We start from the raw sequence: 23,115 nt of genomic DNA, 5'->3' as shown, positions 1-23,115 counted from the left end.
CTGCGCGGGGACACGCGCACCGACCCAGGGAGTAATGACATGAGCGACACGGTCGACGCCAAACCACACGCCGCGTCACGCGCGGGTGGCAAGGCGTGCAAGGGCTTGAAGATCGAGCGAGTGTGGACGACGGAGGGTACGCACCCGTACGACGAGGTCAACTGGGAACTGCGCGACGTGGTCATGACCAACTGGCGCGACGGTTCGGTCAACTTTGAGCAGCGCGGCGTCGAGTTCCCGGAGTTCTGGAGCGTCAACGCCACCAACATCGTCACCTCCAAGTACTTCCGCGGCGCGGTCGGCACCCCGCAGCGCGAATCCAGCCTGAAGCAGCTGTTGAACCGGGTGGTCAAGTCCTATCGCTCCGCCGGCGAGGACAACGGGTACTTCGCGTCCCCCGCCGACGCCGACATCTTCGAAGAAGAGCTCACCTGGCTGCTGTTGCACCAGTACTTCAGCTTCAACTCCCCGGTGTGGTTCAACGTGGGGACCGCCGACCCGCAGCAGGTGTCGGCTTGTTTCATCCTCAGCGTCGACGACTCCATCGACTCGATCCTGAATTGGTACCGCGAAGAGGGCCTGATCTTCAAGGGAGGCAGCGGGGCCGGCCTCAACCTGTCGCGGATTCGCTCCTCCAGGGAATTGCTGTCGTCGGGCGGAAACGCGTCGGGCCCGGTGAGCTTCATGCGCGGCGCCGACGCCAGCGCCGGGACCATCAAGTCCGGCGGCGCGACCCGCCGCGCCGCCAAGATGGTGATCCTGGACGTCGACCACCCCGACATCGAGGACTTCATCTCCACCAAGGCGCGCGAGGAGGACAAGATCCGCGCGCTGCGCGACGCCGGCTTCGACATGGACCTGGGCGGCTCCGACATCGTGTCGGTGCAGTACCAAAACGCCAACAACTCGGTGCGGGTCACCGACGAGTTCATGCACGCCGTGGAGAACGGCGCCGACTACCCGCTGCGCGCCCGCCTCGACGGCGGCGAGATCGAACGCCTGGACGCGAAGAGCGTTTTCCACAAGATGGCCAAGGCCGCCTGGGAGTGCGCCGACCCGGGCATCCAGTTCGACGACACGATCAACGACTGGCACACCAACCCCGAGACCGGCCGGATCACCGGATCCAACCCGTGCTCGGAGTACATGCACATCGACAACTCCTCGTGCAACCTGGCGTCGCTGAACCTCATGAAGTTCCTCGGCGACGACGGCGGCTTCGACGTCGCCAAGTTCACCAAGGCCGTGGAGTTCGTCATCACCGCCATGGAGATCTCGATCTGCTTCGCCGACTTCCCGACCGAGGCGATCACCCGCAACACCCGCGCCCACCGCCAGCTGGGCATCGGCTACGCCAACCTGGGCGCGCTGCTGATGGCGTCCGGCTTCGCCTACGACTCCGACGCGGGCCGCGCCGTGGCCGCCGGCATCACCTCGCTGATGACCGGGGTGTCCTACCGGCGCTCCGCCGAGCTGGCCGGGGTGGTCGGTCCCTACGAGGCGTACGGCCTCAACGCCGACGCCCACAAGCGGATCATGCGCAAGCACGCCGCCGCCTGCGACAACGTCAAGACCTTCGGCGTCATGGACCGCGACATCCTCAAGGCCGCGGTCGCCGAATGGCAGCGCGGCAACAAGATCGGCGACAAGAACGGCTGGCGCAACGCCCAGGCCAGCGTCATCGCGCCCACCGGCACCATCGGCTTCATGATGGACTGCGACACCACCGGCATCGAGCCGGACCTGGCGCTGGTCAAGTTCAAGAAGCTGGTCGGCGGCGGCTCCATGCAGATCGTCAACCAGACCGTCCCGCGGGCCCTGAAAACCCTTGGCTACCAGGACGAGCAGATCGAGGCCATCGTCGAGTACGTCGCGGAACACGGCCACGTCGTCGACGCCCCGAGCCTGCGCACCGAGCACTACTCGGTGTTCGACTGCGCCATGGGCGACCGCTCCATCGCGGCGATGGGACACGTCAAGATGATGGCCGCCGCCCAGCCGTGGGTGTCGGGGGCGATCTCCAAGACCGTCAACGTGCCCGAATCGGCCACCGTGGAGGACTTCGAGAACATCTACTTCGAGTCCTGGAAGCTCGGCCTGAAGGCCCTGGCGGTGTACCGCGACAACTGCAAGGTGGGCCAGCCGCTGTCGGCCAAGAAGAAGGAGGAGGCCAGCCCGGAGGTCGAGAAGGTCGTCGAGTACCGCCCGGTGCGCAAGCGCCTGCCGAAGAAGCGCCCCAGCCAGACCGTGTCCTTCTCGGTCGGCGGCGCCGAGGGCTACCTGACCGCGTCGTCCTATCCGGACAACGGCCTGGGCGAGGTCTTCTTCAAGATGTCCAAGCAGGGCTCCACCCTGGCGGGCATCATGGACGCGTTCTCGGTGGCGATCTCCATCGCCCTGCAATACGGTGTCCCGCTGGAGAAGTACGTCGAGAAGTTCACCAACATGCGCTTCGAGCCGGCCGGCATGACCGACGACCCGGACATCCGGATGGCCGCCTCGGTCGTGGACTACCTGTTCCGCCGTCTGGCGCTGGACTACCTGCCGTACGAGACCCGCGCCGACCTGGGAATCCTCACCTCCACCGAGCGGATCGCCGAGGTCCGCGGCGAGGACCCGGCCGCCGTCACCCCGGACGAGGACGAGATCGACTTCGCCGCGCTGGCGGCCTCGGCGCCGATCGAGAAGGTCGTCGAGAAGCTGGTCGAGCAGTCCCCGCAGATCGCGGTGGGCTCGTCCACCGAGCTGCTGGAACGGGTGCAGGGCAAGGCGGCCGACGCGCCGCTTTGCATGACCTGCGGCACCAAGATGCGCCCCGCGGGCAGCTGCTACGTGTGCGAGGGCTGCGGCTCCACCAGCGGTTGCAGTTAGTCTCGTTCGAGCAAGGGGGGATGCCCGGCGTTGCGCCGGGCATCCCCTTTCGCGTCACAAATGGAATGCCACGGGCGTGGCGAATGGTTGGTGGGTTCATGATCCATGGCGAGTACAAGGTCCCCGGCGGCAAGCTGGTGCGCGTCGACGCCGAGGTGGAGGACGACGCGCTGCGCGGCGTCCAGGTGAGTGGTGACTTCTTCCTGGAGCCCGACGAGGCATTGGAGGACATCAATGCCGCCTTGGAGGGCATTCCCACCAACATGGACGGCGCGGCCATCGCGGCGCGTCTGAACGGGCGGCTGCGGGATGACGCGGTGCTGTTCGGGTTCTCGGCCCAGTCGGTGGCGATCGCGGTGCGGCGGGCGCTGTCGCGGACGTCGGAGTGGTCCGATCATGATTGGGAGCTGATCCACGCGGGACCGCAGGAGCCTGCGTTGCACATGGCCCTGGACCAGGTGTTGGCCGAGGAGGTGGCGGCGGGGCGGCGTCCACCGACGTTGCGGGTGTGGGAGTGGGCGTCGAACGCGGTGATCATCGGGAGTTTCCAGTCGCTGCGCAACGAGGTGGATGTCGCCGCGGCCAAGGACAATGACGTCACGGTGGTGCGGCGGATCAGTGGCGGCGGGGCGATGTTCGTGGAGCCGGGGAACACGATCACGTATTCGTTGTACGCGCCGTCGTCGCTGGTGGCGGGTATGACGTTCGCCGACAGTTACGCCTATTTGGATGACTGGGTGCTGGGAGCGTTGGGGGACTTGGGGATCAATGCCTGGTATCAGCCGTTGAACGACATCACCTCGGACAACGGGAAGATCGCGGGGGCGGCGCAGAAGCGGCTGGCGGCCGGGGCGGTGTTGCATCACGTGACCATGGCGTACGACATCGACGCGGACAAGATGACGCGGGTGCTGCGGATCGGGCGGGAGAAGATCTCCGACAAGGGCGTGACGAGCGCGGCCAAGCGGGTGGATCCGCTGCGGCGTCAGACGGGATTGCCTCGGGCGGACGTCATCTCGGTGATGATCGCGTACTTCCGGGGGCGGTACGGACTGCGGGACGGGCAGATCCGCCCGGGGGAGCAGCGGGCCGCCGAGATCCTCGCGGCCGAGAAGTTTTCGACCCCGGAATGGACGGAGCGTATTCCGTAGCTTTCTTTCCGTAATGGACGGCTTGTGGGGTTGATACGTACGTTGGTGGGTCCCTTACCCCTTCCGTTCGAAAGTACCCCCGGTGATGCGACGTCGAATGTTGCCGCTGGCCACCCTGACGGGTTTGTCGGTGGCGGTGATCTTGGTATATCCCCCAACTGGTGCCCTGGCCGATGCGGCCGCGGAGGCGGGGCCGCGCGGCTGTGTGGTCTCCGGCGACTACGAGACCTGTCTGACCGATCCCGAGCAGGTGAGCAATGGCCACGACACCGCGATCGAGGATCGGTTGCGGCAGTTGACCCAGTCCGCCGGGTCCGGTGACGTGATCCGGATATCGGAGTACACCTGGACGCGCCCGGAGCTGGCGCGGGATCTGGTGGCGGCCAAGGATCGTGGCGTGGACGTCAAGGTGGTGCTTGACGGCATCAACAAGCACGACCACAACGGCGGTTACACGACGCTGACCGACGGCGGGATCCCGTTGACGTCGTGTTCGCACGGCAGCAGTTGCCTGGGAACCCATTTCAGCCACAACAAGCTGTTCCTGTTCGACATCGGCGGTGTCAAGCAGGTGGCGGTTACCTCCACCAATCTCACCACCGCCCAGATGGCGTTGCCGAACAACATGTTGAAGGTCTCCGGCGACGACAAGCTGTACGCCTTCTTCCTGGGGTACTGGAATCGGTTGAACGCGCAGAGCTGGACCTATGACGGCGACACCTGGGACGACGACGACAAGGTCGCGGCGGGATCGAAGTCCACCTATGGGTACGCGTATCCGCGTCACAGCGACAACGTGCTGACGGTACTCAACAAGGTGAAGGAGTGCTCGGGTAGCCACAATCGGATCATGGTGGCCGCGGCGCTGTTCACCAAGCCGCGGGTGGCGATCCGCGATCGCTTGGCGGCCTTGCAGGACAAGCTCGGCTGCGATGTCCAGGTGATCGTGGGCGATCGGGACACCGAGTCGTGGGTGCAGGCGGCCAACTCCAGTGGTGATCTCCGTAACGGGAAGGTCAGTATCTTCAATTCACACAATAAGCTGATCATGATCGACGCGAAGTACGGCGACGAATGGCAGCGGGCCGTGTGGAGCGGTTCGCACAACCTCAGCGGAACCTCGCTGCGGACCAATGACGAGACCCTGGCGTACGTCAACGATCCGCGGGTCGAGGGACGTTACGCGGAGTACTTCGACGCGATGATGGCCCGGGCGACCGGCACCTGACTTATCTCGGTGGTTGAGACCGGTGGCGTCCGATGTTTCGGGCGCCACCGGCTTTTCACACCAGGCTGTTCTCCCACTGGGCGTGCAGGCTCGCGTAGCGGCCGCTGCCCTCGATGAGGGTGCGGGGCGGGCCGTCCTCCACGACGCGGCCGTTCTCCATCACCAGCACCCGGTCGGCGATCTCCACCGTGGACAACCGGTGGGCGATGATGACAGCGGTGCGGTCGGCCAGGATGGTGCGCAGCGCCCGCTGCACCAGCCGCTCGCTCGGGATGTCCAGCGAGGACGTCGCCTCGTCCAGGATCAGCACCCTCGGGTCGGCGAGGAAGGCGCGGGCGAAGGCCACCAGCTGCCGCTGCCCCGCCGACAGCCGCCCGCCGCGCTTGCGGACGTCGGTGTCGTAGCCGTCGGGCAGGGCCCGGATGAACTCGTCGGCGCCGATGGCGCGGGCGGCCTCGGCGATCTCGTCGGCGGTGGCCGAGGGACGTCCGAAGGCGATGTTGTCGCCCACGGTGCCGTTGAACAGGAAGTTCTCCTGGGTCACCATGGCCACCGCGCGCCGCAGGTCCGATTCGGACACCTCGCGCAGATCGACGCCGTCGAGCCGCACGGCCCCCGCCGTCGGGTCGTAGAAGCGCGAGATCAGCTTGGCCACGGTGGTCTTGCCCGCGCCGGTCGCCCCGACGATGGCCACCGTCTGGCCCGCCGGGACGCGCAGCTCCATGTCGGGCAGCACCACCTGGTCGCCGCGGTAGGAGAACGTCACGGCGTCGAAGTGGATCTCGCCGCGCGGCGCCTCCAGCGCGACCGGTCGCTTCGGCTCGGGAACGTCGGGTTTCTCTTGCAGCACACCGGAAAGCTTCTCCAGCGCCGCGGTCGCCGACTGGAGCGTGTTGTAGAACATGGTGAGGTCCTGCATCGGCTCGTAGAAGCGCCGCAGGTACAGGATGAAAGCGGCCAGCACGCCGATCTGGGTCTGGCGCGTGATGACCAGGTACCCGCCGACCATCAGCACCACGGCGATGCAGACGTTGCCCACGCCCTTGGTGCTGGCGGCGAACAGGGCCGAGGCGCGCTGACCGCGGGTGTTGGCGACCCGGTTGTCGTCGTTGAGTCCATTGAAGATGGACTGGTTGCGGGGCTCGCGGCGGTACGCCTGCACCGCGCGCACCCCGCTCATCGACTCGACGAAGTAGACGATCACCAGGGCGATGGTCTCGCGGGTGCGGCGGTACACCACGGTGGAGTAGCGGCGGAACCAGTTGGCCAGCACCGCCATCACCGGGAACGACACCAGCGCCACCAGGGCCAGCTGGGTGTCCATCCACAGCATGATCGCGGTGATCGCCACGACGTTGAGCGCCGACAGCACGAGGTCGTGGACGCCGTTGTCGGACAGTTCGCGGATCGCGTCCATGTCGGAGGTCATCCGGGCCACCACGCGGCCGGAGGTGAAGCGCTCGTGGAAGCCCACCGACAGCCGGTTGAAGTGGCCGAAGACCCGCCGGCGCAGGTCGAACAGCAGGTCCTGGCTGACCTGGCCGGTCAGGGTGATGTCCCCGTACGTCGCTCCATAGTCCACAAGGGTCACGACGGCGTAGGCGACGCCGACCCACATGATGACGCCGTAGTCGGCGTGCTTGAGCAGCGGCGGAATGCCGGAGTCGATGCCCAGCTGCACCAGGTACGGCCCGGCCAGGTTGGTGCCGCACATCAACAGCAGCAGGACGATGATCCACACGATCTTGGTGCGATGCGGGCGCAGCAGCGACCGCAGCAGCGCCTGGCTGCGCACCCGCAGCTCCTTGATGGCCGCGGCGTCGGTGGCCTCGGCGGAGGTGCGGTCGGCGTCGCTGGATTCGGCCCTGCCGCGCCAGGACTGCTCGGCCCGGCTGGTGGTCGTGGTGGTCATGTGGTGACGTCCTCCGATTCGGCGGACAGCACCTCGGCGTAGGCCGGGGTGCCGTGCAACAGTTCGCTGTGGGTGCCGAAGGCCGCGATCCTGCCGTCGGCGATCAGCGCCACCCTGTCGGCCAGGGCCACGGTGGACGGACGGTGCACCACCAGCAGCGCGGTGGTGCCCGTGAGGACCTGCCGCAGGGCGCGCTCCACCAGCTCCTCGGTGTGGACGTCCAGGGCGGACAGCGGGTCGTCCAGCACCAGCACGGCGGGCCTCACCAGGACCGCGCGGGCCAGGGCGAGGCGCTGGCGCTGGCCGCCCGACAGGGACAGGCCCTGCTCGCCGACCCGGGTGTCCAGCCCGTACGGAAGGTCGTGGACGAACTCGGCCTGGGCGACCCGCAGCGCCTCGGCGACGTCCTCCTCCGTGGCGTCGGCGCGGCCGAGGGTGAGGTTCTCCCTGACGCTCATGGAAAACAGCGTCGGGTCCTCGAAGGCGGTGGCCACGACGGCGCGCAGGCTGTCGAGGGTGATGTCGCGGATGTCGACGCCGTCGATGGTGATGCGCCCGGCGCCGACGTCATACAGCCGGGGGACCAGCGACACCAGGGTGGTCTTTCCGCTGCCGGTGGCCCCGGCGATGGCGACGGTCTCGCCGGGCCGGATCTCCAGGTTCACGCCCTCGAGCACCGGCGCGTCGACGCCGTCGTAGCCGAAGGACACGCCCTCGAAGCGCACGTGGCCGCGGGTCGTCTCGCGGGCCATCGGCTCGGCGCCGTCGCGGTCCACGATGTTGGGCTCGGTGTCGAAGACGTCCTGGATCCGGTCGGCGGCGGTCATGGCCTCGTTGCCGTTGGCGATGATCCAGCCCAGCGCCTCGATCGGCCACAGCAGCATGAGCTCCAGGGTCACGAAGGCCACCAGCGCGCCGATGGTGAGGCTGTGGTCTGCCACGGCGATCGCGCCGCCCACCAGGATCACCGCGAGCGTGGCGTTGGGGATCAGGTTGAACTTGGACAGGGCGCGCGCCGACACGTTCATCCGCTCGGTCGAGATCACGCGCAGCCGCTCGGCCTCGGCGTCGAAGTTGCGCTGCACGTGCGGGGCCCGCCCGAAGGCCTTGATGACCCGGATGCCCTGGGCGGCCTGCTCGGCGAGGTCGGCGACCTCGCCCTGCTGGTCCTGCATCTGGCGCGAGGCCCGGATGTAGTCGCGGGCGAAGTTGCGGCACACGACGAACAGCGGCACCGCCGAGGCCGCCACCACCAGGCCCAGTTGCCAGTGCAGCGTGATGAGCTGGATGACGACGACGACGTAGGTCAGGATGCTGGTGACGCCGAAGATCAGTCCCCAGGCGAGGAACCGCCGCATCGAGCCGAGATCGGAGGTGGCACGGGCCAGCAGCTGGCCGGTCTGCCACCGGTCGTGGAAGCCCGCGTGCAGCCGCTGCATGTGGGCGTACAGGTCGGAGCGGATGTCCGCCTCCAGGCTGAGCGCCACCTTGGCCTGGATGAAGCGGCGCAGCCACACGGTGATGGCCTCGGCGAGACCGAACAGCGCCACGACGACGCCCAGCAGCCACAGGCCCGAGGTGTCGCGGTGGGCGATGGGGCCGTCGATGACGTGCTGGATCAGCCGGGGCACGGTGACCGAGGCCGCGGTGGACGCCAGGGCGAACACGAGCATCGCGGTCATGCGGGCGCGATAGGGGCGCAGGTAGTGTCGCAGCCGCCACAGACTCTTCAAGGCACGGCGGCGCGGGGGAGAATCGGGGGGATGGGAGCTCACGCTCTTAACGTAACGCCCGGAGGCGACATGACGCCTGTCATTTTCGTCTCCGTTACCCGTTGGTGAGCCCTCGCTTAACCGTCCACTATGAATGATCATCGGACGGACGGGGCGGGGACCACCGTTCGGTTCGCCACCCCTCGTCCGAGTGGACAGAAGTGGTCTCACGGGCGGAGACTTGCGGCGAGAACCTTCCTTCAATAACCGAAATGTCGGATTTAACGGCTTTGGGGCGCTAGACAGATCCGGCATCGGCAAGCCAGACTTGCCGACACCCAAAGGTAAAGATGCGGCGTCGATTCGGCCACGCGACGGTAAGAACCCTGTCGATCCCGGCCGATCGCGACCGCTTGAGGTGTGAGATGACGCGAGGCGATGATCTGCTACAAGACGCCCTGCAACAGCTCGACGGCTGGAGCACGGACCATACCCACATCAGCCGTGTTTTGACGATCGACGACAGTCAACACGCCGATCTGACCGAGCGCATCAAGATATTCGCGGACGCGTTCGAGTTGCGCCCGGATGTCTCCCGTCTGGACGGGCAGACGCGCATCGACGTCACGCGGCCCGACGGGGTGAGCCTGTCCGAGGTGAACTTCGCCGCCCGGGTCGAAGACGCCTATCAGCACATCGCCGGCCCCACCTCAACCCTGGGCGACGGCCCCCACGCCGAATCCCCCTCGGGGGCGTTTCGGACCTGGTGGAGCCGCCGCCGCAACGCCAACTGACGCGCTCCCCGTTTTGGGGAGATTTTATGGAATCCCTGCCGCGCAAGGGTTCCATCACGGGGCGTCATCTCGTAGCGTCGGTGACATGAATGAGAACCCGGCAAGGCTCACGTCCATGACCCGGCGGCGGCTGCTGGCCGGAATCGCGGGCGCCACCGCCATCGCAGGGGCCGCGGCCGCGGGCATCTGGTGGCCGGGCGCCGCCAGCGCCGCCGACAACGGCAACGGCCTCACCGTCGTCGACAGCGGCGAGATCAACGGTCGGCTGTCCTACTACCGCTTCTCCACCACCGCGATCGGCTGGAACCCGGCGGTGAACGTCCTGCTGCCCGACGGGTACCACGACGGCGACGCCCGTTACCCGGTGCTGTACCTCCTGCACGGCGGCAACGAGGACTTCCGCACCTTCGACACCCAGCACGACATCCAAAAGCTCACCGCGGGCCGCGACCTCATCGTCGTGATGCCCGACGCCTCCACGGGCTGGTACAGCGACCCGGTGTCCAGCAACCTGGGCCCCCGCAACTGGGAGACCTTCCACATCGACCAGCTGCTGCCCTGGATCGACGCCAACTTCCGCACCCACCCCGACACCCGGGGCCGCGCGGTCGCGGGCTTCTCCATGGGCGGCTTCGGCGCCCTGAAGTACGCCGCCAGGCACCGCGACCTGTTCTGCTCGGTCAGCGCCCACTCCGGCCCGCCCAGTCTGCGCCGGGACGCGGGTCTGGTCGTCCACTGGGCCAACGCGACCTCGGCCGCCCTCGACCTGGGCGGCGCCACGGTCTACGGCGTCCCCTGGGACGACGAGCGCATCGACGCCGACAACCCGATGCACCACCTCACCGCGTACGCCGACAAGCGAATCTTCCTGGTCGCGGGCACCTCGCCTGACCCGATCAACCTGTTCGACGAGGCCAACGAGACCGAGGTGCTGGCGGGCCAGCGGGAATTCCGCGCGGCCCTGGACGCCGCGGGCACCGCCTACGAGGCCCACGAGCGACCGGGCGGCCACGTCTTCCGCCACGACATGTTCGCCATCGACCTGGACGGAATGCTCCAGACCCTGCGCCCGGCCGCCTGACCCCGAATCTAATGTGGATGGGTCACTGTCGGGTCTCCGACAGTGACCCATCCACGACTCGGCCATCCTGATTGGTGCTCGGCCCGTTTGGGCTCGAGCCACCCCACATTCGTCGAGCCAGGACGGTCGCACATGGAGGATCCAGCGGACGTCGCGCTGAGCGGATTTCGGGGATTCGTCGGCATCGCCTCGTGGACCGAGTTGATTCGCGTCGCGGTGCGCCACACCTTCCAACGCGGGGACATCCTTTTCGCCCAGGGGCAGCCGGGCGGCGTGGTCCGGCTGCTTTCGGTGGGCCGCGTGAAGGTCATGTACGTCGGGCAAGACGGCAATACGGTGCTGTTGTGTCTGCGGGGGCCGGGAGACCTGTTGGGGGAGCTGGCCGGAGGGATTGGCGAACAGCGGATGGCCTCCGTGGTGGCGATCGAGCGTTGCGTCGCGTATGGACTGTCGGACCAGGACTTCCACGGCCGGCTTCGTCTGGGTGGACTGGAGTCGAAGTTTCGGCGCTACATGGTGGAAAAGCTGCGTGAGACGGCTCCGCGCCAATGGCAGACCGCGCGGGCATCGGCGGAGGCCCGGCTGGCGGAGCTACTGCTGTACGCGGTGAAAGTGGCCGGACCTTCGCACAAGACGCCGATGCTGGTTCCACTGTCCCAAGAGGAGATGGCCGATGCCCTCGGAGTCGTGCGCAGTTCGGTCACCTCCCCGTTGGCGCGCTGGCGCATGGCCGGCTTGGTCACTGTCCAACATGGTGGAACGGAAGTCCTCGATCCCGCCGGGCTGCGGAGCATCGTGCGAGCGGCTGGGCTGTGAGACACGACACCGGGGTGAACGTCCAAATTTGGACATCGGGCGACGTGCCGGTGGCCGCAGGCTGGAAAGGCGACCGGCGATGCCGGTGCGAATCCGAACGGAGACAAGCGATGTATAACCGCGACCACGAATCCGCCAAGCCGACCGAGCACTCCACCGCGGTGCTGGTGGTGGACACCAAGGGTTTCAGCAAGCACGACGACGACAGCCAGGGCAGCATGCAGGTGTTTGTCGTCGACGTTCTGCACCGGGCGTTCATCAAGTCAAATCTGGAGCGCTACTGGAGTGGCTGCCGATTTCAGGACGGAACCGGCGATGGATACATGATCGGCTTCGACCCGATCGCCCTGCCCCTGGTGGTGGACCGCCTGTTCGACGCCCTGCATGAGGCGTTGACCGAGGAAGCCCGCGCCGGCGGGCACGACATGCGGATGCGGCTGGCGCTGCATGTCGGACCGGTCCAAGATGCCACCGACCTTCGGCTGAACTCCCCCGTGGGTAAGACGATGATCGACACTCACCGCCTCGTCGACAGCCCGACGGCGCGTGACTTGCTGGAGCGGTCCGATCCGGCCGTCACCCGGCTAGGTGTGATCGTGACCGGAACCGTCTTGGATTGGACGCTGAGACGCGCCCGCCGCGGCTGGCATCGCGAGTCCGAGTACGTCGCCGTCGAGGTGTCCCTACCCGACAAGGAGTTCGCGACCACGGCATACGTACACGTGCCCGCGCCATCGGGTGACCTACTGTGTCACGGGTTGCTGGGCGCACCGGAGGAACGGCGGGAAGAACCCGTCACGCCGAGAGAACTCGAGCCCGCCGCGGTGTCGCAACGGGTCGACGGCCAGCAGGCCAAGGCGCTGGGCACCGCGGCCGGTGACGTGCGCGACGAGTCGGTCAGCGTCGGCGAGCTCAGCGGCTCGGCCGGGGCGGTGGGCCAATTCCGCAACGCCGGTGATGTAGCCGGGCGGGACCTCAATCGCGACAGCGTCGTCAACAACGCGAAGCGCGACATCGTGCAGCCGGGTGGTGACGTCAATAATGGAGACCACAGCGGACGCCGCGGCGCGACGTGGACTGACGACTCGGGGTGGTCGGAGTGAACCGCAATCCCGCGATCGCCGGTTCCCTCGACGACCTCGTCGATCCGCTCGGACCTGACGAGCCGTTGGACCCGCCCGCTGACCCCGCTCCTTCGCCGACCCCACCCAGCCCCGGTGATGAGTCCACTCGCGACCTCAACAAGCACAGCGTCGTGACATACGCCCAAGACGTCACGCAACACATCAAGGCCACCACCCTCATGTACCCCATCGCCGAGCTGAATTCGTTGATGACCAGGAACCGGGTTCGCGTGGTGGATCCTGCCGCCGTGGCGCAACGAGTGGCGTCCGCGGTTCCACCGCCTGGCCTGGCCGGGATGCTGGGGAGGCTGAAGTCGGACCGGTTGTTGGTCATGACCTGTCCCAATCTCGGGGAGTCCGGTGGCAGGTGCGGCCGAAACACCGCGGCCCAGTGGATCCTGTCGCGGCTCACCACGGATCACACGATTCCCTTGGAGGATCGCTCGGTGCACAAGCTGCTGCTGGACGACGAGGAAAAGCTCCTTGAGGTACTGGATCGGGAAGAGAAGTCCACCACGTACTTCGCTGACTTGGTGATGGTCGATAGCGGGACCCTGGACGAAACGCTCAATGACCTGGGTAACGTCGGGCGCAAACTCGAAGAGACCAAGTCCTATCTGGTGGTCAGCTACCCCAAGGAATACGAGGACCAGCTGAGAAACGCCGTTCCGCATCGGGTGTACTCCCTTGTACCTCCCGACGGGAGACTGGTGTTCAAGGCGCACCTGAGCGACACTTTCGGATCCGAGGATGCCGAGCGGATGCTCGCCGCTCCCACCCTGAGCGCCACATTGGACAAATGCTGGCCTGCCGACGCCGTGGCTCTGGCGACGCAGGCCAATGCGGCCAGACAGCGCGGTGCGGATCTCGCCACCGTGCTGCGGGGCCTGAACTCGGCGCGAACGGACTGGTCGGAAGTCCTGGCAAGGCAGCTAGACGTGGACATCGACGCCTTTCGTCGTTGCCTGTTGCTGGCGGCGGCCGTCCTACAGGGTGCCGACCCGACCGCGGTCGTGTTCGCCGCGCGTCAACTGATCAAGGTCACCAAATACCAGCTGCCGCCGGTGCATCCCCTCGAGGAGGCCAGCGCGGAGCACCAGTTGTCCCAATTGGAAGGGCCGGTCTCGTTTGACGCGGCGAACGTGACCTTCGACAACGCCGACTTCGCCGACGCCGTGTTGCCGCACGTGTGGCGAGGGTACCGTCCGCTGCGGGAGTCGCTCAAGACCTGGCTGCGGATATTGCCCCACAACGCTTCCATGTACACCACAAAGGACCTGAATCGGCTCGCCGACAGCGTGGTCCAGTTGGGGGTGCGAGTGGATCACAAGGTCGCCACCCAGATTGCCGCCCGCTGGTCGCAGTCTCTGAAGCCGGCTGGTGACGACAACGCGGCGAAGCGGCGGCGGCGAGTGTCGATCGACCGCACCCGCCGTTCACTGGCGGTGCGTGTCCTCACCGACTGCGCGATGGACGATCGCGTCGGAGCCAAGGTGCGCGCCCAGCTGTGGTCCTGGGTGTATGACCGGAGGAACCCCGATCTCCTGATTACCGTGGCGCAGGTGTGCGGCACCGGTTTCGGTGTCGCCTATCCCCGCAATGCCCTCACCCGGCTGCGTCACATCGCCGCCAGCCAAGATCCCGTGGTTCGTGACGAGGTGGTGCGGGCGATCGTCAAGATCGCCGACGGCGTGGAACTACCCACGCTGCACCGGTACCTGAACGGCTGGCTGAACGCGGAACGCCCCGGCCAGATGTTCGTGTTGGCGCGGGCGTACGCCAGCGTGTTGGAGGCGTTGGACCCCGGCAGTCTTGGTCGCGGTTTGGGCAAGGTACCGCTGCTGACCTCCGCCACTACGGCGTTGTGGACCAAGGCCTACGAAACCATGCCACCCACGGATGTGGCGGTCATGGTCGCGGCCTGGATGGAACTGGCCGAACGAGCCCGGCCAGAGTATGGCGACGCGATGGCCGCATTGCTGCCCAGCGCGGTGGGTTCCAGCCTGCGCAACATCGGGGTGCTGTCTTATGCGCTGCGCCCGAAGCTCGTCATCACGGAGGAAACGGCCCCGCGCATCGACCAACTACGCGCCCAGATCTACACCCAGCTTGAAGAGTTGGAGTCCGCGGTATGACCGATCAAGCGGCAGGTCCGCGGCGGCGATGCTGGCTGGCCCGATTGGCCCGGAAGTTGTCGTTTGGGCCGAAGGCGCCCATCGATGTCATGCCTCCGCCCGCCCGCAGTGACTGGCATGTCTACGAGGCTCCGACCGTCGAGATCACCATGGTGTTGAACAGCCGCGACGACTATCTCAAGTTCACTGCCCGTTTGCGAATGACCGTTGTCACCGATGGAACCCCGGCACCCGACACGGATGCCACGCGCATCGGAATGCACGGGTTGCGCCTGCGGGCGCAGGCGGTCGCCGAGCGGTTCAGTGTTTTGCAGGCGGATGAGTTGCGAAACGAGTTGGAACTGACGTTGCACAAATGCGTCCGCATCAATGATTCCGGAGTCGCATCGAGCGCCAGCTGTCTGGAGGTGACGGCCAATGAGGATGATGTCGCGGTGCTGGCACGGTATGAGGACGCGATGCGGATACGGCGCTTGGGGAAGCTCAGTACCGAAATGGATGAACACTCGATCAGCTACTTCGGCAACCTGTTGTCGGACCCGCATCGCGCTACCGCATGGTGGTTCAACAGAAACATCAACCAGGTCGAGAAACTGCCCGCCGTCGCCGATACCTTCACGCAGTTGCGCTCACAGCTTCACGGTCCCGCGTTCGTCGAGGAACCCGTGCGTGATGAACCGGATACCCCTGGCGCGGTGATCGATGACTTTGTCGCCACAATGGATGAATCCGGAAAGGACCTCCTGGCTCGTTGGGTGACAAAACTACTGCGCGACTATCAACGTGACGACCTGCTTCAGCGATGGCACAGCGCAACCACGCCAGCCGACAGCGCATCTGAATGACTCTTCACGCACGCCGTTGGGCCACGGGGCATGCCCCGTGGCCCAACGCTTTCGGGGCTTTTAGCCGCCCAGGCCCTGCACGCGGTATTGCGCCACGCGGTAGATCGAGTTGTCGTCGGTCTTCCACTGGCTCGCCGTCAGGTGGAGGTCGTTGAGGGTCGAGCCGGGGATGATGTAGCCGCCGTACAGCTGGGCCAGGTGGTTGTCGTCCTGGGGGTCGCCCCAGTTGTTGCCGAGGATCAGCTGGTGGTGCTCTACCTTGGACAGATCGTCGGTGGGGTTGTCGAACAGCAGGGCGTCGATGCTGTAGTCGGCCTTGTTGAAGAAGGTCAGCACCCACTTGTTGTCGATGCGGCGCAGGCACAGCTCGCCGGCCTGCTTGGTCCAGATCAGACCCGGGGTGGCGATGCCCCAGCCCCACTTCTTGGCCGAGTCGTCCCAGCCCCACCACTCGTAGGCGGTGGAATCGGTGATCTTGTCGGCGTCGACGCGGTGCATGATGAAGCCGTCGTCGCGGATGAAGCGGTCCGACAGCACGTAGACCTTGTTGTCGTCGCCCAGCGCCCAGGTCACCTGCTGCATCCAGCCGTTGTGGACGTCGCCGGCCCACTCGGCGGGGGTCTTGTTCCAGGTGTGGCCGTTGTCGGTGGAGCTCCAGATCTCGGTGCGCACCACCGTGTCGAGGCCCTTGTGGACCCGGACGTGGAGGTACATGGTGTCGCCGATGGTGATGATGTCGCCGGGCAGCACCGTGGAGAACTCGTCGTTGTTGTGCTGGTAGTCCCAGAACTGGCGGGCGGCGCCGGAGTCGTCGGCGATGGCGCCGGTCCACTTGACGCCGCCGTTGAGGTCGGAGACGTCCCCGATCAGCCCGATGGGGGCGCGCCAGTTCTCGTCGTTCTCGTTGGGGCCGGGGCCGACGTAGCTGTCGCCGAAGACGAACAGGCAGCTGTTGTCCGGCGCGGTCGCCGGAATGCCAAGGTCAGTGCCGTTGACCTTGAACTGATCGGTGTGGCCCTGGCCGGTGAGGTCGGCGACGTGGGTGACCGTCGGTTGTCCCTTGGGCTTGGCGCCGCCGTCCCGGGTCGCGGCGTAAGCCCACGCGGAGCCGCCCAGGGCGACACCCCCGGCGACCACTCCGGCCGCCGTCTTCAAGAAGGTCGACCGCTTCATCGGCCGGCCCAGCAGACCCTTGTGTGACTTGCGCTTGCTGTCGTCCATCGTGGCGTGAATACCCTTCATAGAGCGTATTTTGGGTGGCTCAATTTACAGCCTTTGAGCACCGGACGAAAGCGCTTGCGCCGCAACCTTTATGGCCGGTATGGGCATTTCAGATTTGGGCATTCGCCCCGCGCGGAATCCATCGAAGAAAATCAATGTCTATTGGTTGACCCGGGGCCCGAAATGCGGTATTCCAAGGTATGGCTACGTCTTCTGGTGACAACCCGACCCGAGGCCGGTGGTGGCTGGCCGCGGCGGGAGTGCTTCTGCAACTGGCGCTGGGCGCGGTGTACGCGTGGAGCACCTTCTCCCGGGCCCTACAAAGCGAGGACTCGGCTTTCGCGCTGAGCAAATCCCAAGCGGCGCTTCCGTTCTCGGTGACGATCGCGATGATCTTTCTCGGCACCTACATCGGCGGGCGCGTCCAGGACGTCAAGGGACCGCGCGTCGTCGCCCTGACCGGTGGCGTCGTCTACGCGGCCGGCGTCCTGCTGGCCGGGTTCGCCGTCGACAGCGATCAACTGTGGCTGCTGGTGCTGGGGTACGGCGTGATCGCCGGTTTCGGCATGGGGCTGGGCTATATCGTCCCGGTGGCGATGCTTCAGAAATGGTTCCCGGACAAGCGCGGCCTGATCACCGGCATCGCGGTCGGGGGGTTCGGGTTCGGCGCCGTGCTGACCTCCCCGGTCGCCCAGAGCCTGGTGGAGATCTACCCGAAGGTGCCCACCAGGGCCTTCCTGTGGCTCGGCGTGGCGTACCTGGTGATGACCGTGGTGGGCGCGTCCTTCTTCCGCAACCCGCCCGAGGGCTACCGGGTTCCCGGCTGGAGCGCCCCCACCACCGGGCGGGTCGTCGCGACCACGCGCGAGTACGGACAGGGGGAGGCGCTGCGCACTCCACAGTGGTATCTGCTGACGGCGATCCTGACGCTCAACGTCACCGCCGGCATCGGCCTGATCTCGGTGGCCACCTCCGCCGCCACCGACATAGCGGGTTACAGCACCGCGGCGGCGGCCACGTTCACCGGCGTGATGGGGCTGTTCAACGGGGGCGGCCGGATCTTCTGGGGCTGGATGTCGGGGCTGACCGGGCGCACCACCGCGTTCGCCGTGATGCTCGCGATCCAGGCCGTGTGTTTCGTGATCCTGCCGCACGCCGCCTCGCCGGTGCTGTTCGCCGTTCTGGGCGCGCTGGTCTACCTGTGTTACGGCGGCGGATTCGGCGCCATGCCCGCCACGGCGGGGGACTTCTTCGGCCTGCGAAACGCCGGGGCCATCTACGGCCTGATGATCATCGGCTGGAGCATCGGCGGCGTGATCGGACCGCTGGTCGTCGCCAACCTGATCTCGGGAACCAGCTACACGGCGGCGTTCTACACGATCGCGGCCATGGCGTTCGTCGCGATCGCGCTGCCGCTGCTGACCCGCCCGCCCCGCCCACAGGCGCCGACCGAGGCCGAGACGCAGCCGTGACGACCCTCCACTGAGGTCACGCCGTCTCGCGGGATCGCGCCCGGCGAAACAACGTGGGGTCGTGGGCGTTGACGAGCATCAGGTCCGGCTCGTCCGCGTTCCACAGCTCGGTGAGCCGTTCGTGGTTGGCCTTCACCCGTCCCCAGTCGAGGGCCACCGACCGCTCCAGCATCCGCAGCGAGACGGGCGGTCTCGCGGTGCCGTCGAGCTGGGTGTGGTGGTAGAAGGCGTCGCCGACGTGCATGACCCAGTGGTCTCCGGCGTCGACGGCGACGGCGGCGTGGCCGCGGGTGTGGCCCGGCAGGCTGATCAGCACGACGCCGGGCGCCACCTGGGTGAGTTCCTTGGCGTTGGCGAAACCCCGCCAGACGTCCCCGGCCGACGGTGCGTGGATGACGAGCGTCGGGTCGTGGTCGCGCTGGGAGGGCCGGTAGCGCTGCTTTTCCAGCAGGGTACCGGGATACTTCACCCCGGCGGCCTCTTCCGTGGTGAGATGGGTTCGGGCCCAGGGGAAGTCGGCGAGGCCCCCGGTGTGGTCGCCGTCGAAGTGGGTCAGCACGACGTCGCGGACGTCACTGGGCTTGAAGCCGAGGCTCTTGATCTGGTGGACGGCGGTCTCGGCGGCGTCGAAGGCGGGGCGCACGAAGAAGCGGATCGGGCCGAAGCGCTTGCCGGGGCTGGCGATGTCGCGGGTGCCGAATCCACAGTCGACAAGCGCGAGTCCTTTGTCGGTCTCGAGGAGCAGGACGTGACACACCAGGCCGTCCGGTGCTCCGTAGGGTCTCATGGTGCCGCAGTTGAGGTGGTGCACTCGCACAGACATGGGGGTGTCTCCTGTGGATGGTTCGCGGGACGGGGTCAACCGTCGAGATCGGGCGGGGTGGTGGTGAGGAGGCGGGGGTCGGGCTCGCGGCCCGCCATGCGCAACAGCCCGAACACGGCCCTGATCAGGGTGAGCAGCTGGCGGGGCCTGCGCTTGTCGAGTCCGGCGATGAGCTGCCTGAGGATGGTCAGCTGGTCGAAGTAGATCCGTTCGGCGACAAGGCTTTCGTCCGCGTCGAAGACGAAGTAGGCGGTCATGCGGGTGCGGTGCCGGGTGCCGGTCGGCGGGATCTTCCCGAGCGGACCGAGGTGGGTCCCCAGCAGCCAGAACTCGACGATCACGGCGTCGTGGCTGTGTCGCAGGGCGATGAGTTCGTGGTGCTGGTCGGGAAAGGCGACGCGGGTGTCGCGGTAGTACCCGCGCACCGCGCAGTCACCATCGTGGACCGTCATTTGCGCGACGATCTCGTAGTGGGGGTGGGGGAAGGTCGACAGCGTGGCATCCCAGTCGTGGGCGACCTCGTCGCGGAAATGATCGAGGACGAGCCTTTCCCGGGCGCGCAGCACGGTCGCGTCAGGCATGTCGAATCGCGACATCCGCGGTCTCCTCACCCGGGATACCCACGTTGTGGGTAAAGGTTCCGGAAAGGTTATACCCACAGTGTGGTTTAACGCAATGCTCGGGCATGATGGGCCCGTGGTCCCGTCCGAACCCAGCACTCAGCGTGAGAATCCATCGCCGGCGCGACGCGGCCGTCCACCCCGGGGCGCCGCCCTGCTGTCGAAAACCTCCATAGTGGAGGCGACCCTGGAGGTGATCGACGGCGGGGGCATCACCGCGGTGAGCATGCGCGCCGTGGCGGGCGCGCTCGGCGTCGACGCCAAGAGCCTCTACAACCACGTCGACGGCAAGGACGGCCTGCTGGACGCCGTGGCCGAACACATCCTCGGCAGGTTGGCGTACCCCGAGCCCACCGGCGACACCCGGGCCGACCTATGGGCGATAGCGTGCATCTCCCGAGATCAGGCGCTCGCCCACCCAAACGCGGCCCCCCTAGTCCTCACCCGCCGGCTCAGCTCAACGGAGGCGCTGGCCCCGATCGAGGCAGTGTTGTCAGTGCTGCGGAAGGCGGGTGCCTCGCCCGAACAGAGCGTCCACATGCTACGAATGATGACATCCACCCTGGTCGGAGCGCTGATGCGCGAGGCCAACACGACCACGGACTTCGGCGCCACCGGCGGTGACGAGCACCATCGGACCACGCTGGAGAGATCCACGCTGCCGTCCATCGCCGCCGCGGCGTCCTATCTGGCCCACTTCGACCCCGCGGACGAATACGAACGCACCATGTCGATGGCCATCGACTCCATCGTGGCACGCATTGGACGCTAGGCGTTGTAGCTGAGTTCTGCTACTTTCCGTAGTCAATTTATCTCTGGGTAGAATGCCCACGACGACAGTTCATATCGCATTGATCTGGAGTGGGTCGTATCTATCCTTGCTGTCGACATCTGCCTGCGCTGTCGCTGAATACGCTGAGGCGTTACAAGAGCTTCCTGCTGACCAAGACGCTAGAAAGAGATTTCGAAGTAGCGACGACAATCTCTGATAACGAAGAATCGGGCAGAAAATCTACTCGAATGATTGTCGACGGCGAAGTGACTCTCATTAGCAAATATTGCGCTCTGGAGTCATGCGTCACCAAATAGCGGGGTCATCTCACTAGACATCAGCGGTGGGTGGTGATGATCCCAGGAACTTACACGCATGCCTTAGCTATTCTCGCGAAACAAGCCGGTAAGCCGTGAGGTTCCCCTTTTTCTCAGGAACCCGCTCAATCTGACCGCGCTTCATAAGACTCTGAAATATCCTCTTTACCTTATTCTCGGATCCGATTCCCGTCAAACCGCGCACGATGCGATTAGTAATTTCAGGGTTCGACTGCAAGTACTCAACGATCATTTGCTCTGGCGACGCCAGTTTCTCGTGTCTGATATTCACGAGCACCGAGTGGTCGAGCTCAGTAATCACTGGATCTTTGAGCTGGAGCTTCTTCATAGCATTAAAGGCGGTGTTGAGGCCCTCGCCTACATCTTTGTTTGGGGCATCTGGGAACTTATTGATCAAGCGTACAATATTTCCGTTTCGTGCAAATCGTTCATCTAGAATATTGTCCGGAGACACGTGGCCTGGGAGCCGCCCTGGACTCTCGACTTCGATTCGATTGTCAAAAACTCGTATATGGACATCGTCGGCGATACCATAGTCACGATGAATGAGTGCATTGGTAATGATCTCATGTAGTGCCTCTTGCGGATAGGATATCGATGCGAGCCCTGCGGCGTCCAACTTGCTAATCGACTCGACCAGTTCCGTCGTCAAATGCACCGAATCTCGGATCTGGTGGTATAGAGGGCCTTCGATCGTAAGCGGCTGGCCGCCTAGTGTCTCACGACGGCCTTCAGCTTCGGCGGTCTTGTATCTGTAAAGTTTGACTGATGACCGCTTTGGAAGGTCAGCTTGTGGCAAGTCCGAGTAGAGGAGGAGTCCTGCCACGGTGGGTTTGCCTGACACGATCACGCGCTGCATCTGCATCCAGCGCTCAGGATCAGAGAGGGGGAAGAGACCGAGCATAAACTCGATGGTCGTGACTGAGTTCGTTATTGTCTCCGCTGCAGTATTAACGGTCTCGGCCTCGAAAGTGGTTATCCCTTTGTCTCGCTCTAGCTGGTGAAGTTGTGCGTCGGTCGTTAGAAGCTGTGATGCTGCGCCGCGCCTGACATACACATTACCGTCACTGGCTTTCCGAATCGAGCCAGAACGGAGAATGAGCACGTGAAGAACCAGCCCAGAGCTCGGATCATTCGATAGAAACTCGTACCTAAAACCGTCGCCGAGTGGGAAAATTTGCTCAAATACCTGAAGGTGACCGTTCGCAGCTTCTTCGTCGGTGAAGCCATTCCACGAGAACCTGCCGTCATCCTCATCTATGCCAACATAGAGCTCGCCGCCATCCGCATTGGCGAACGCCGATAGCGCCTTTGTCAGTTTAGCTGGTCTGACGGCTTTTGCCTTCATGTCCGAGAAGTGCCCCTCGCGCAGAGTGAGGATCTTCGCGGCTTGGGCATCATCTATGGCGATTGTCTCGATTGGCATGAGCACATCCTTGTACGGCCAGCTGTTGTCGAAGTAACCACATTACAGCGATCTCCTTTAACAATGCTCATCAAAGGCTCCAACACTCATAGTGTGTACGAACAGCCGTATTCGGAGTAGCCCCTTTGTCTAGGCATTGCGGTGGACCGAGACATCCGGATGATGTGCAGATGCTTAGGTGGAACTCGACCACGTCGCCACAGTTGGAAACGTTTGGCGTGTGGCGGCGCGCCGGTGCTTTGGGCGGCTATGCTCAGCAGGACCGTGCATGGGACATCTCCAACAACCTGCCCTGCCGGTCACACGGCTCAGTCTCAATCCAGCGCTTCGGGTGCGTCACGCCCTGGGCTACTGCGGCCTTTGACTGGGGCGTGTCGTGCACGGAGTTGACCATGCCGAAATCGTGGGTGTATGCCGCCGTAGCGGACATGCGCCCCTCCCTCGCCGCCCTAGGTAACGCGCCCGACGTGTATGAGCGGCCCGGGCGCCTCCCTGTCGACGCGGATCGGCCCACCTATGGGGATCTCGTTGCCATGGCGGCCGAGTACGAACACGCCATGTCGATGACCATCGACGCCGTCATGGCCCGCCTCGACGCCTGAGGCGCATCGGCGGCGTCAGTCCCACCACGGCTCGGTCACGACGACCTCGTGGGTGCCCGCGAGCTGTCGCCTCACCAACCCGAGCAGCCGACCGCCCCGCCGAATCCAGGCGGCGTCGCCGTCGCCCTCGAGGGGCAACTTCGCGTCCGCGTAGACGGCGTTCCACGCGATC

The 23,115-nt window shown here is 65.6% G+C and carries 16 protein-coding genes and 2 pseudogenes; 12 read left to right on the top strand and 6 right to left on the bottom strand.

Annotation, left to right across the window (positions count from 1 at the left end):
- Positions 1-102 precede the first annotated feature (102 nt).
- The 3 genes and pseudogenes from VE172_RS02580 to VE172_RS02570 form a co-directional block, all read left to right on the top strand.
- Positions 103-2,871: pseudogene (locus VE172_RS02580) on the top strand (vitamin B12-dependent ribonucleotide reductase); the annotation flags it as partial.
- A 101-nt stretch (positions 2,872-2,972) separates the two neighbouring features.
- The gene (locus VE172_RS02575) at positions 2,973-4,022 is read left to right on the top strand and encodes a lipoate-protein ligase LplAB (RefSeq protein ID WP_349258228.1); all 1,050 of its coding nucleotides are present in this window, start codon (positions 2,973-2,975) and stop codon (positions 4,020-4,022) included.
- An 85-nt stretch (positions 4,023-4,107) separates the two neighbouring features.
- Positions 4,108-5,250 (top strand): phospholipase D-like domain-containing protein, encoded by a 1,143-nt coding sequence (locus tag VE172_RS02570; RefSeq protein WP_324796769.1) that lies wholly within the window; start codon positions 4,108-4,110, stop codon positions 5,248-5,250.
- 55 nt (positions 5,251-5,305) lie between these two features.
- On the opposite strand, the gene VE172_RS02565 is transcribed toward VE172_RS02570, so the two are convergent.
- Together VE172_RS02565 and VE172_RS02560 are read right to left on the bottom strand one after the other, a co-directional pair.
- Complete coding sequence (locus VE172_RS02565; protein ID WP_324796718.1) at positions 5,306-7,162, bottom strand: ABC transporter ATP-binding protein; 1,857 nt, start codon at positions 7,160-7,162, stop codon at positions 5,306-5,308.
- Positions 7,159-8,844: an ABC transporter ATP-binding protein gene (locus VE172_RS02560; RefSeq protein ID WP_349258227.1), complete on the bottom strand. Its 1,686-nt coding sequence runs from the start codon at positions 8,842-8,844 to the stop codon at positions 7,159-7,161. Before VE172_RS02560 ends, VE172_RS02565 begins: the two co-directional genes overlap by 4 nt.
- 455 nt (positions 8,845-9,299) lie before the next feature.
- Here VE172_RS02560 and VE172_RS02555 point away from each other — a divergent pair.
- The 6 genes and pseudogenes from VE172_RS02555 to VE172_RS02530 all read left to right on the top strand — a co-directional run.
- Positions 9,300-9,581: pseudogene (locus VE172_RS02555) on the top strand (4a-hydroxytetrahydrobiopterin dehydratase); the annotation flags it as partial.
- 172 nt (positions 9,582-9,753) lie between these two features.
- Positions 9,754-10,749 (top strand): alpha/beta hydrolase, encoded by a 996-nt coding sequence (locus tag VE172_RS02550; RefSeq protein ID WP_324796709.1) that lies wholly within the window; start codon positions 9,754-9,756, stop codon positions 10,747-10,749.
- A gap of 132 nt (positions 10,750-10,881) precedes the next feature.
- Positions 10,882-11,565, top strand: coding sequence for a Crp/Fnr family transcriptional regulator (locus tag VE172_RS02545; RefSeq protein ID WP_324796706.1), 684 nt, complete (start codon positions 10,882-10,884; stop codon positions 11,563-11,565).
- Between the two features lie 110 nt (positions 11,566-11,675).
- Positions 11,676-12,668, top strand: coding sequence for a nucleotidyl cyclase domain-containing protein (locus tag VE172_RS02540; protein WP_324796703.1), 993 nt, complete (start codon positions 11,676-11,678; stop codon positions 12,666-12,668).
- Positions 12,665-14,824, top strand: coding sequence for a hypothetical protein (locus tag VE172_RS02535; RefSeq protein WP_324796700.1), 2,160 nt, complete (start codon positions 12,665-12,667; stop codon positions 14,822-14,824). Before VE172_RS02540 ends, VE172_RS02535 begins: the two co-directional genes overlap by 4 nt.
- Positions 14,821-15,669, top strand: a complete 849-nt coding sequence (locus tag VE172_RS02530; protein ID WP_324796697.1) for a hypothetical protein — start codon at positions 14,821-14,823, stop codon at positions 15,667-15,669. The genes VE172_RS02535 and VE172_RS02530 overlap by 4 nt, the downstream gene beginning before the upstream one ends.
- A gap of 60 nt (positions 15,670-15,729) precedes the next feature.
- On the opposite strand, the gene VE172_RS02525 is transcribed toward VE172_RS02530, so the two are convergent.
- Positions 15,730-16,911, bottom strand: a complete 1,182-nt coding sequence (locus tag VE172_RS02525; protein ID WP_324796694.1) for a DUF4185 domain-containing protein — start codon at positions 16,909-16,911, stop codon at positions 15,730-15,732.
- Between the two features lie 179 nt (positions 16,912-17,090).
- Here VE172_RS02525 and VE172_RS02520 point away from each other — a divergent pair, with 179 nt between their 5' ends.
- Positions 17,091-18,362, top strand: a complete 1,272-nt coding sequence (locus tag VE172_RS02520) for an L-lactate MFS transporter (RefSeq protein ID WP_423213358.1) — start codon at positions 17,091-17,093, stop codon at positions 18,360-18,362.
- Between the two features lie 16 nt (positions 18,363-18,378).
- Here the strand turns inward: VE172_RS02520 and VE172_RS02515 are convergent, their stop codons facing one another.
- Together VE172_RS02515 and VE172_RS02510 are read right to left on the bottom strand one after the other, a co-directional pair.
- Positions 18,379-19,179, bottom strand: a complete 801-nt coding sequence (locus tag VE172_RS02515) for an MBL fold metallo-hydrolase (protein ID WP_349258226.1) — start codon at positions 19,177-19,179, stop codon at positions 18,379-18,381.
- A 41-nt stretch (positions 19,180-19,220) separates the two neighbouring features.
- Positions 19,221-19,781: an ester cyclase gene (locus tag VE172_RS02510; RefSeq protein WP_324796684.1), complete on the bottom strand. Its 561-nt coding sequence runs from the start codon at positions 19,779-19,781 to the stop codon at positions 19,221-19,223.
- Between the two features lie 100 nt (positions 19,782-19,881).
- Between VE172_RS02510 and VE172_RS02505 the strand changes: the two genes are divergently transcribed.
- The gene (locus VE172_RS02505; protein WP_324796681.1) at positions 19,882-20,577 is read left to right on the top strand and encodes a TetR/AcrR family transcriptional regulator; all 696 of its coding nucleotides are present in this window, start codon (positions 19,882-19,884) and stop codon (positions 20,575-20,577) included.
- 384 nt (positions 20,578-20,961) lie between these two features.
- Here VE172_RS02505 and VE172_RS02500 read toward each other — a convergent pair whose 3' ends face one another.
- On the bottom strand, positions 20,962-22,341 hold the full coding sequence (locus VE172_RS02500) for an ATP-binding protein (protein ID WP_324796678.1): 1,380 nt from the start codon (positions 22,339-22,341) through the stop codon (positions 20,962-20,964).
- Positions 22,342-22,511: 170 nt separating this feature from the next.
- Between VE172_RS02500 and VE172_RS02495 the strand changes: the two genes are divergently transcribed.
- Positions 22,512-22,943 carry a hypothetical protein gene (locus VE172_RS02495; RefSeq protein ID WP_324796675.1) on the top strand — a complete coding sequence of 144 codons (432 nt, stop codon included), beginning with the start codon at positions 22,512-22,514 and terminating at the stop codon, positions 22,941-22,943.
- The last annotated feature ends 172 nt before the right edge of the window (positions 22,944-23,115 follow it).

Source organism: Stackebrandtia sp., from assembly GCF_035643755.1.
Taxonomy (GTDB): Bacteria; Actinomycetota; Actinomycetes; order Mycobacteriales; family Micromonosporaceae; genus Stackebrandtia.
Note: the sequence above shows the minus strand (reverse complement) of the source record. Positions and strands in the feature narration are given on the sequence as shown.

Excerpts from the sequence above, each read along its gene's own strand:
- VE172_RS02570 (WP_324796769.1), top strand. The coding sequence starts at position 4,108 with ATGCGACGTCGAATGTTGCCGCTGGCCACCCTGACGGGTTTGTCGGTG.
- VE172_RS02565 (WP_324796718.1), bottom strand. The coding sequence starts at position 7,162 with ATGACCACCACGACCACCAGCCGGGCCGAGCAGTCCTGGCGCGGCAGG.
- VE172_RS02560 (WP_349258227.1), bottom strand. The coding sequence starts at position 8,844 with ATGACCGCGATGCTCGTGTTCGCCCTGGCGTCCACCGCGGCCTCGGTC.
- VE172_RS02550 (WP_324796709.1), top strand. The coding sequence starts at position 9,754 with ATGAATGAGAACCCGGCAAGGCTCACGTCCATGACCCGGCGGCGGCTG.
- VE172_RS02545 (WP_324796706.1), top strand. The coding sequence starts at position 10,882 with ATGGAGGATCCAGCGGACGTCGCGCTGAGCGGATTTCGGGGATTCGTC.
- VE172_RS02540 (WP_324796703.1), top strand. The coding sequence starts at position 11,676 with ATGTATAACCGCGACCACGAATCCGCCAAGCCGACCGAGCACTCCACC.
- VE172_RS02530 (WP_324796697.1), top strand. The coding sequence starts at position 14,821 with ATGACCGATCAAGCGGCAGGTCCGCGGCGGCGATGCTGGCTGGCCCGA.
- VE172_RS02525 (WP_324796694.1), bottom strand. The coding sequence starts at position 16,911 with ATGAAGGGTATTCACGCCACGATGGACGACAGCAAGCGCAAGTCACAC.
- VE172_RS02520 (WP_423213358.1), top strand. The coding sequence starts at position 17,091 with ATGGCTACGTCTTCTGGTGACAACCCGACCCGAGGCCGGTGGTGGCTG.
- VE172_RS02510 (WP_324796684.1), bottom strand. The coding sequence starts at position 19,781 with ATGTCGCGATTCGACATGCCTGACGCGACCGTGCTGCGCGCCCGGGAA.
- VE172_RS02500 (WP_324796678.1), bottom strand. The coding sequence starts at position 22,341 with ATGCCAATCGAGACAATCGCCATAGATGATGCCCAAGCCGCGAAGATC.
- VE172_RS02495 (WP_324796675.1), top strand. The coding sequence starts at position 22,512 with ATGCTTAGGTGGAACTCGACCACGTCGCCACAGTTGGAAACGTTTGGC.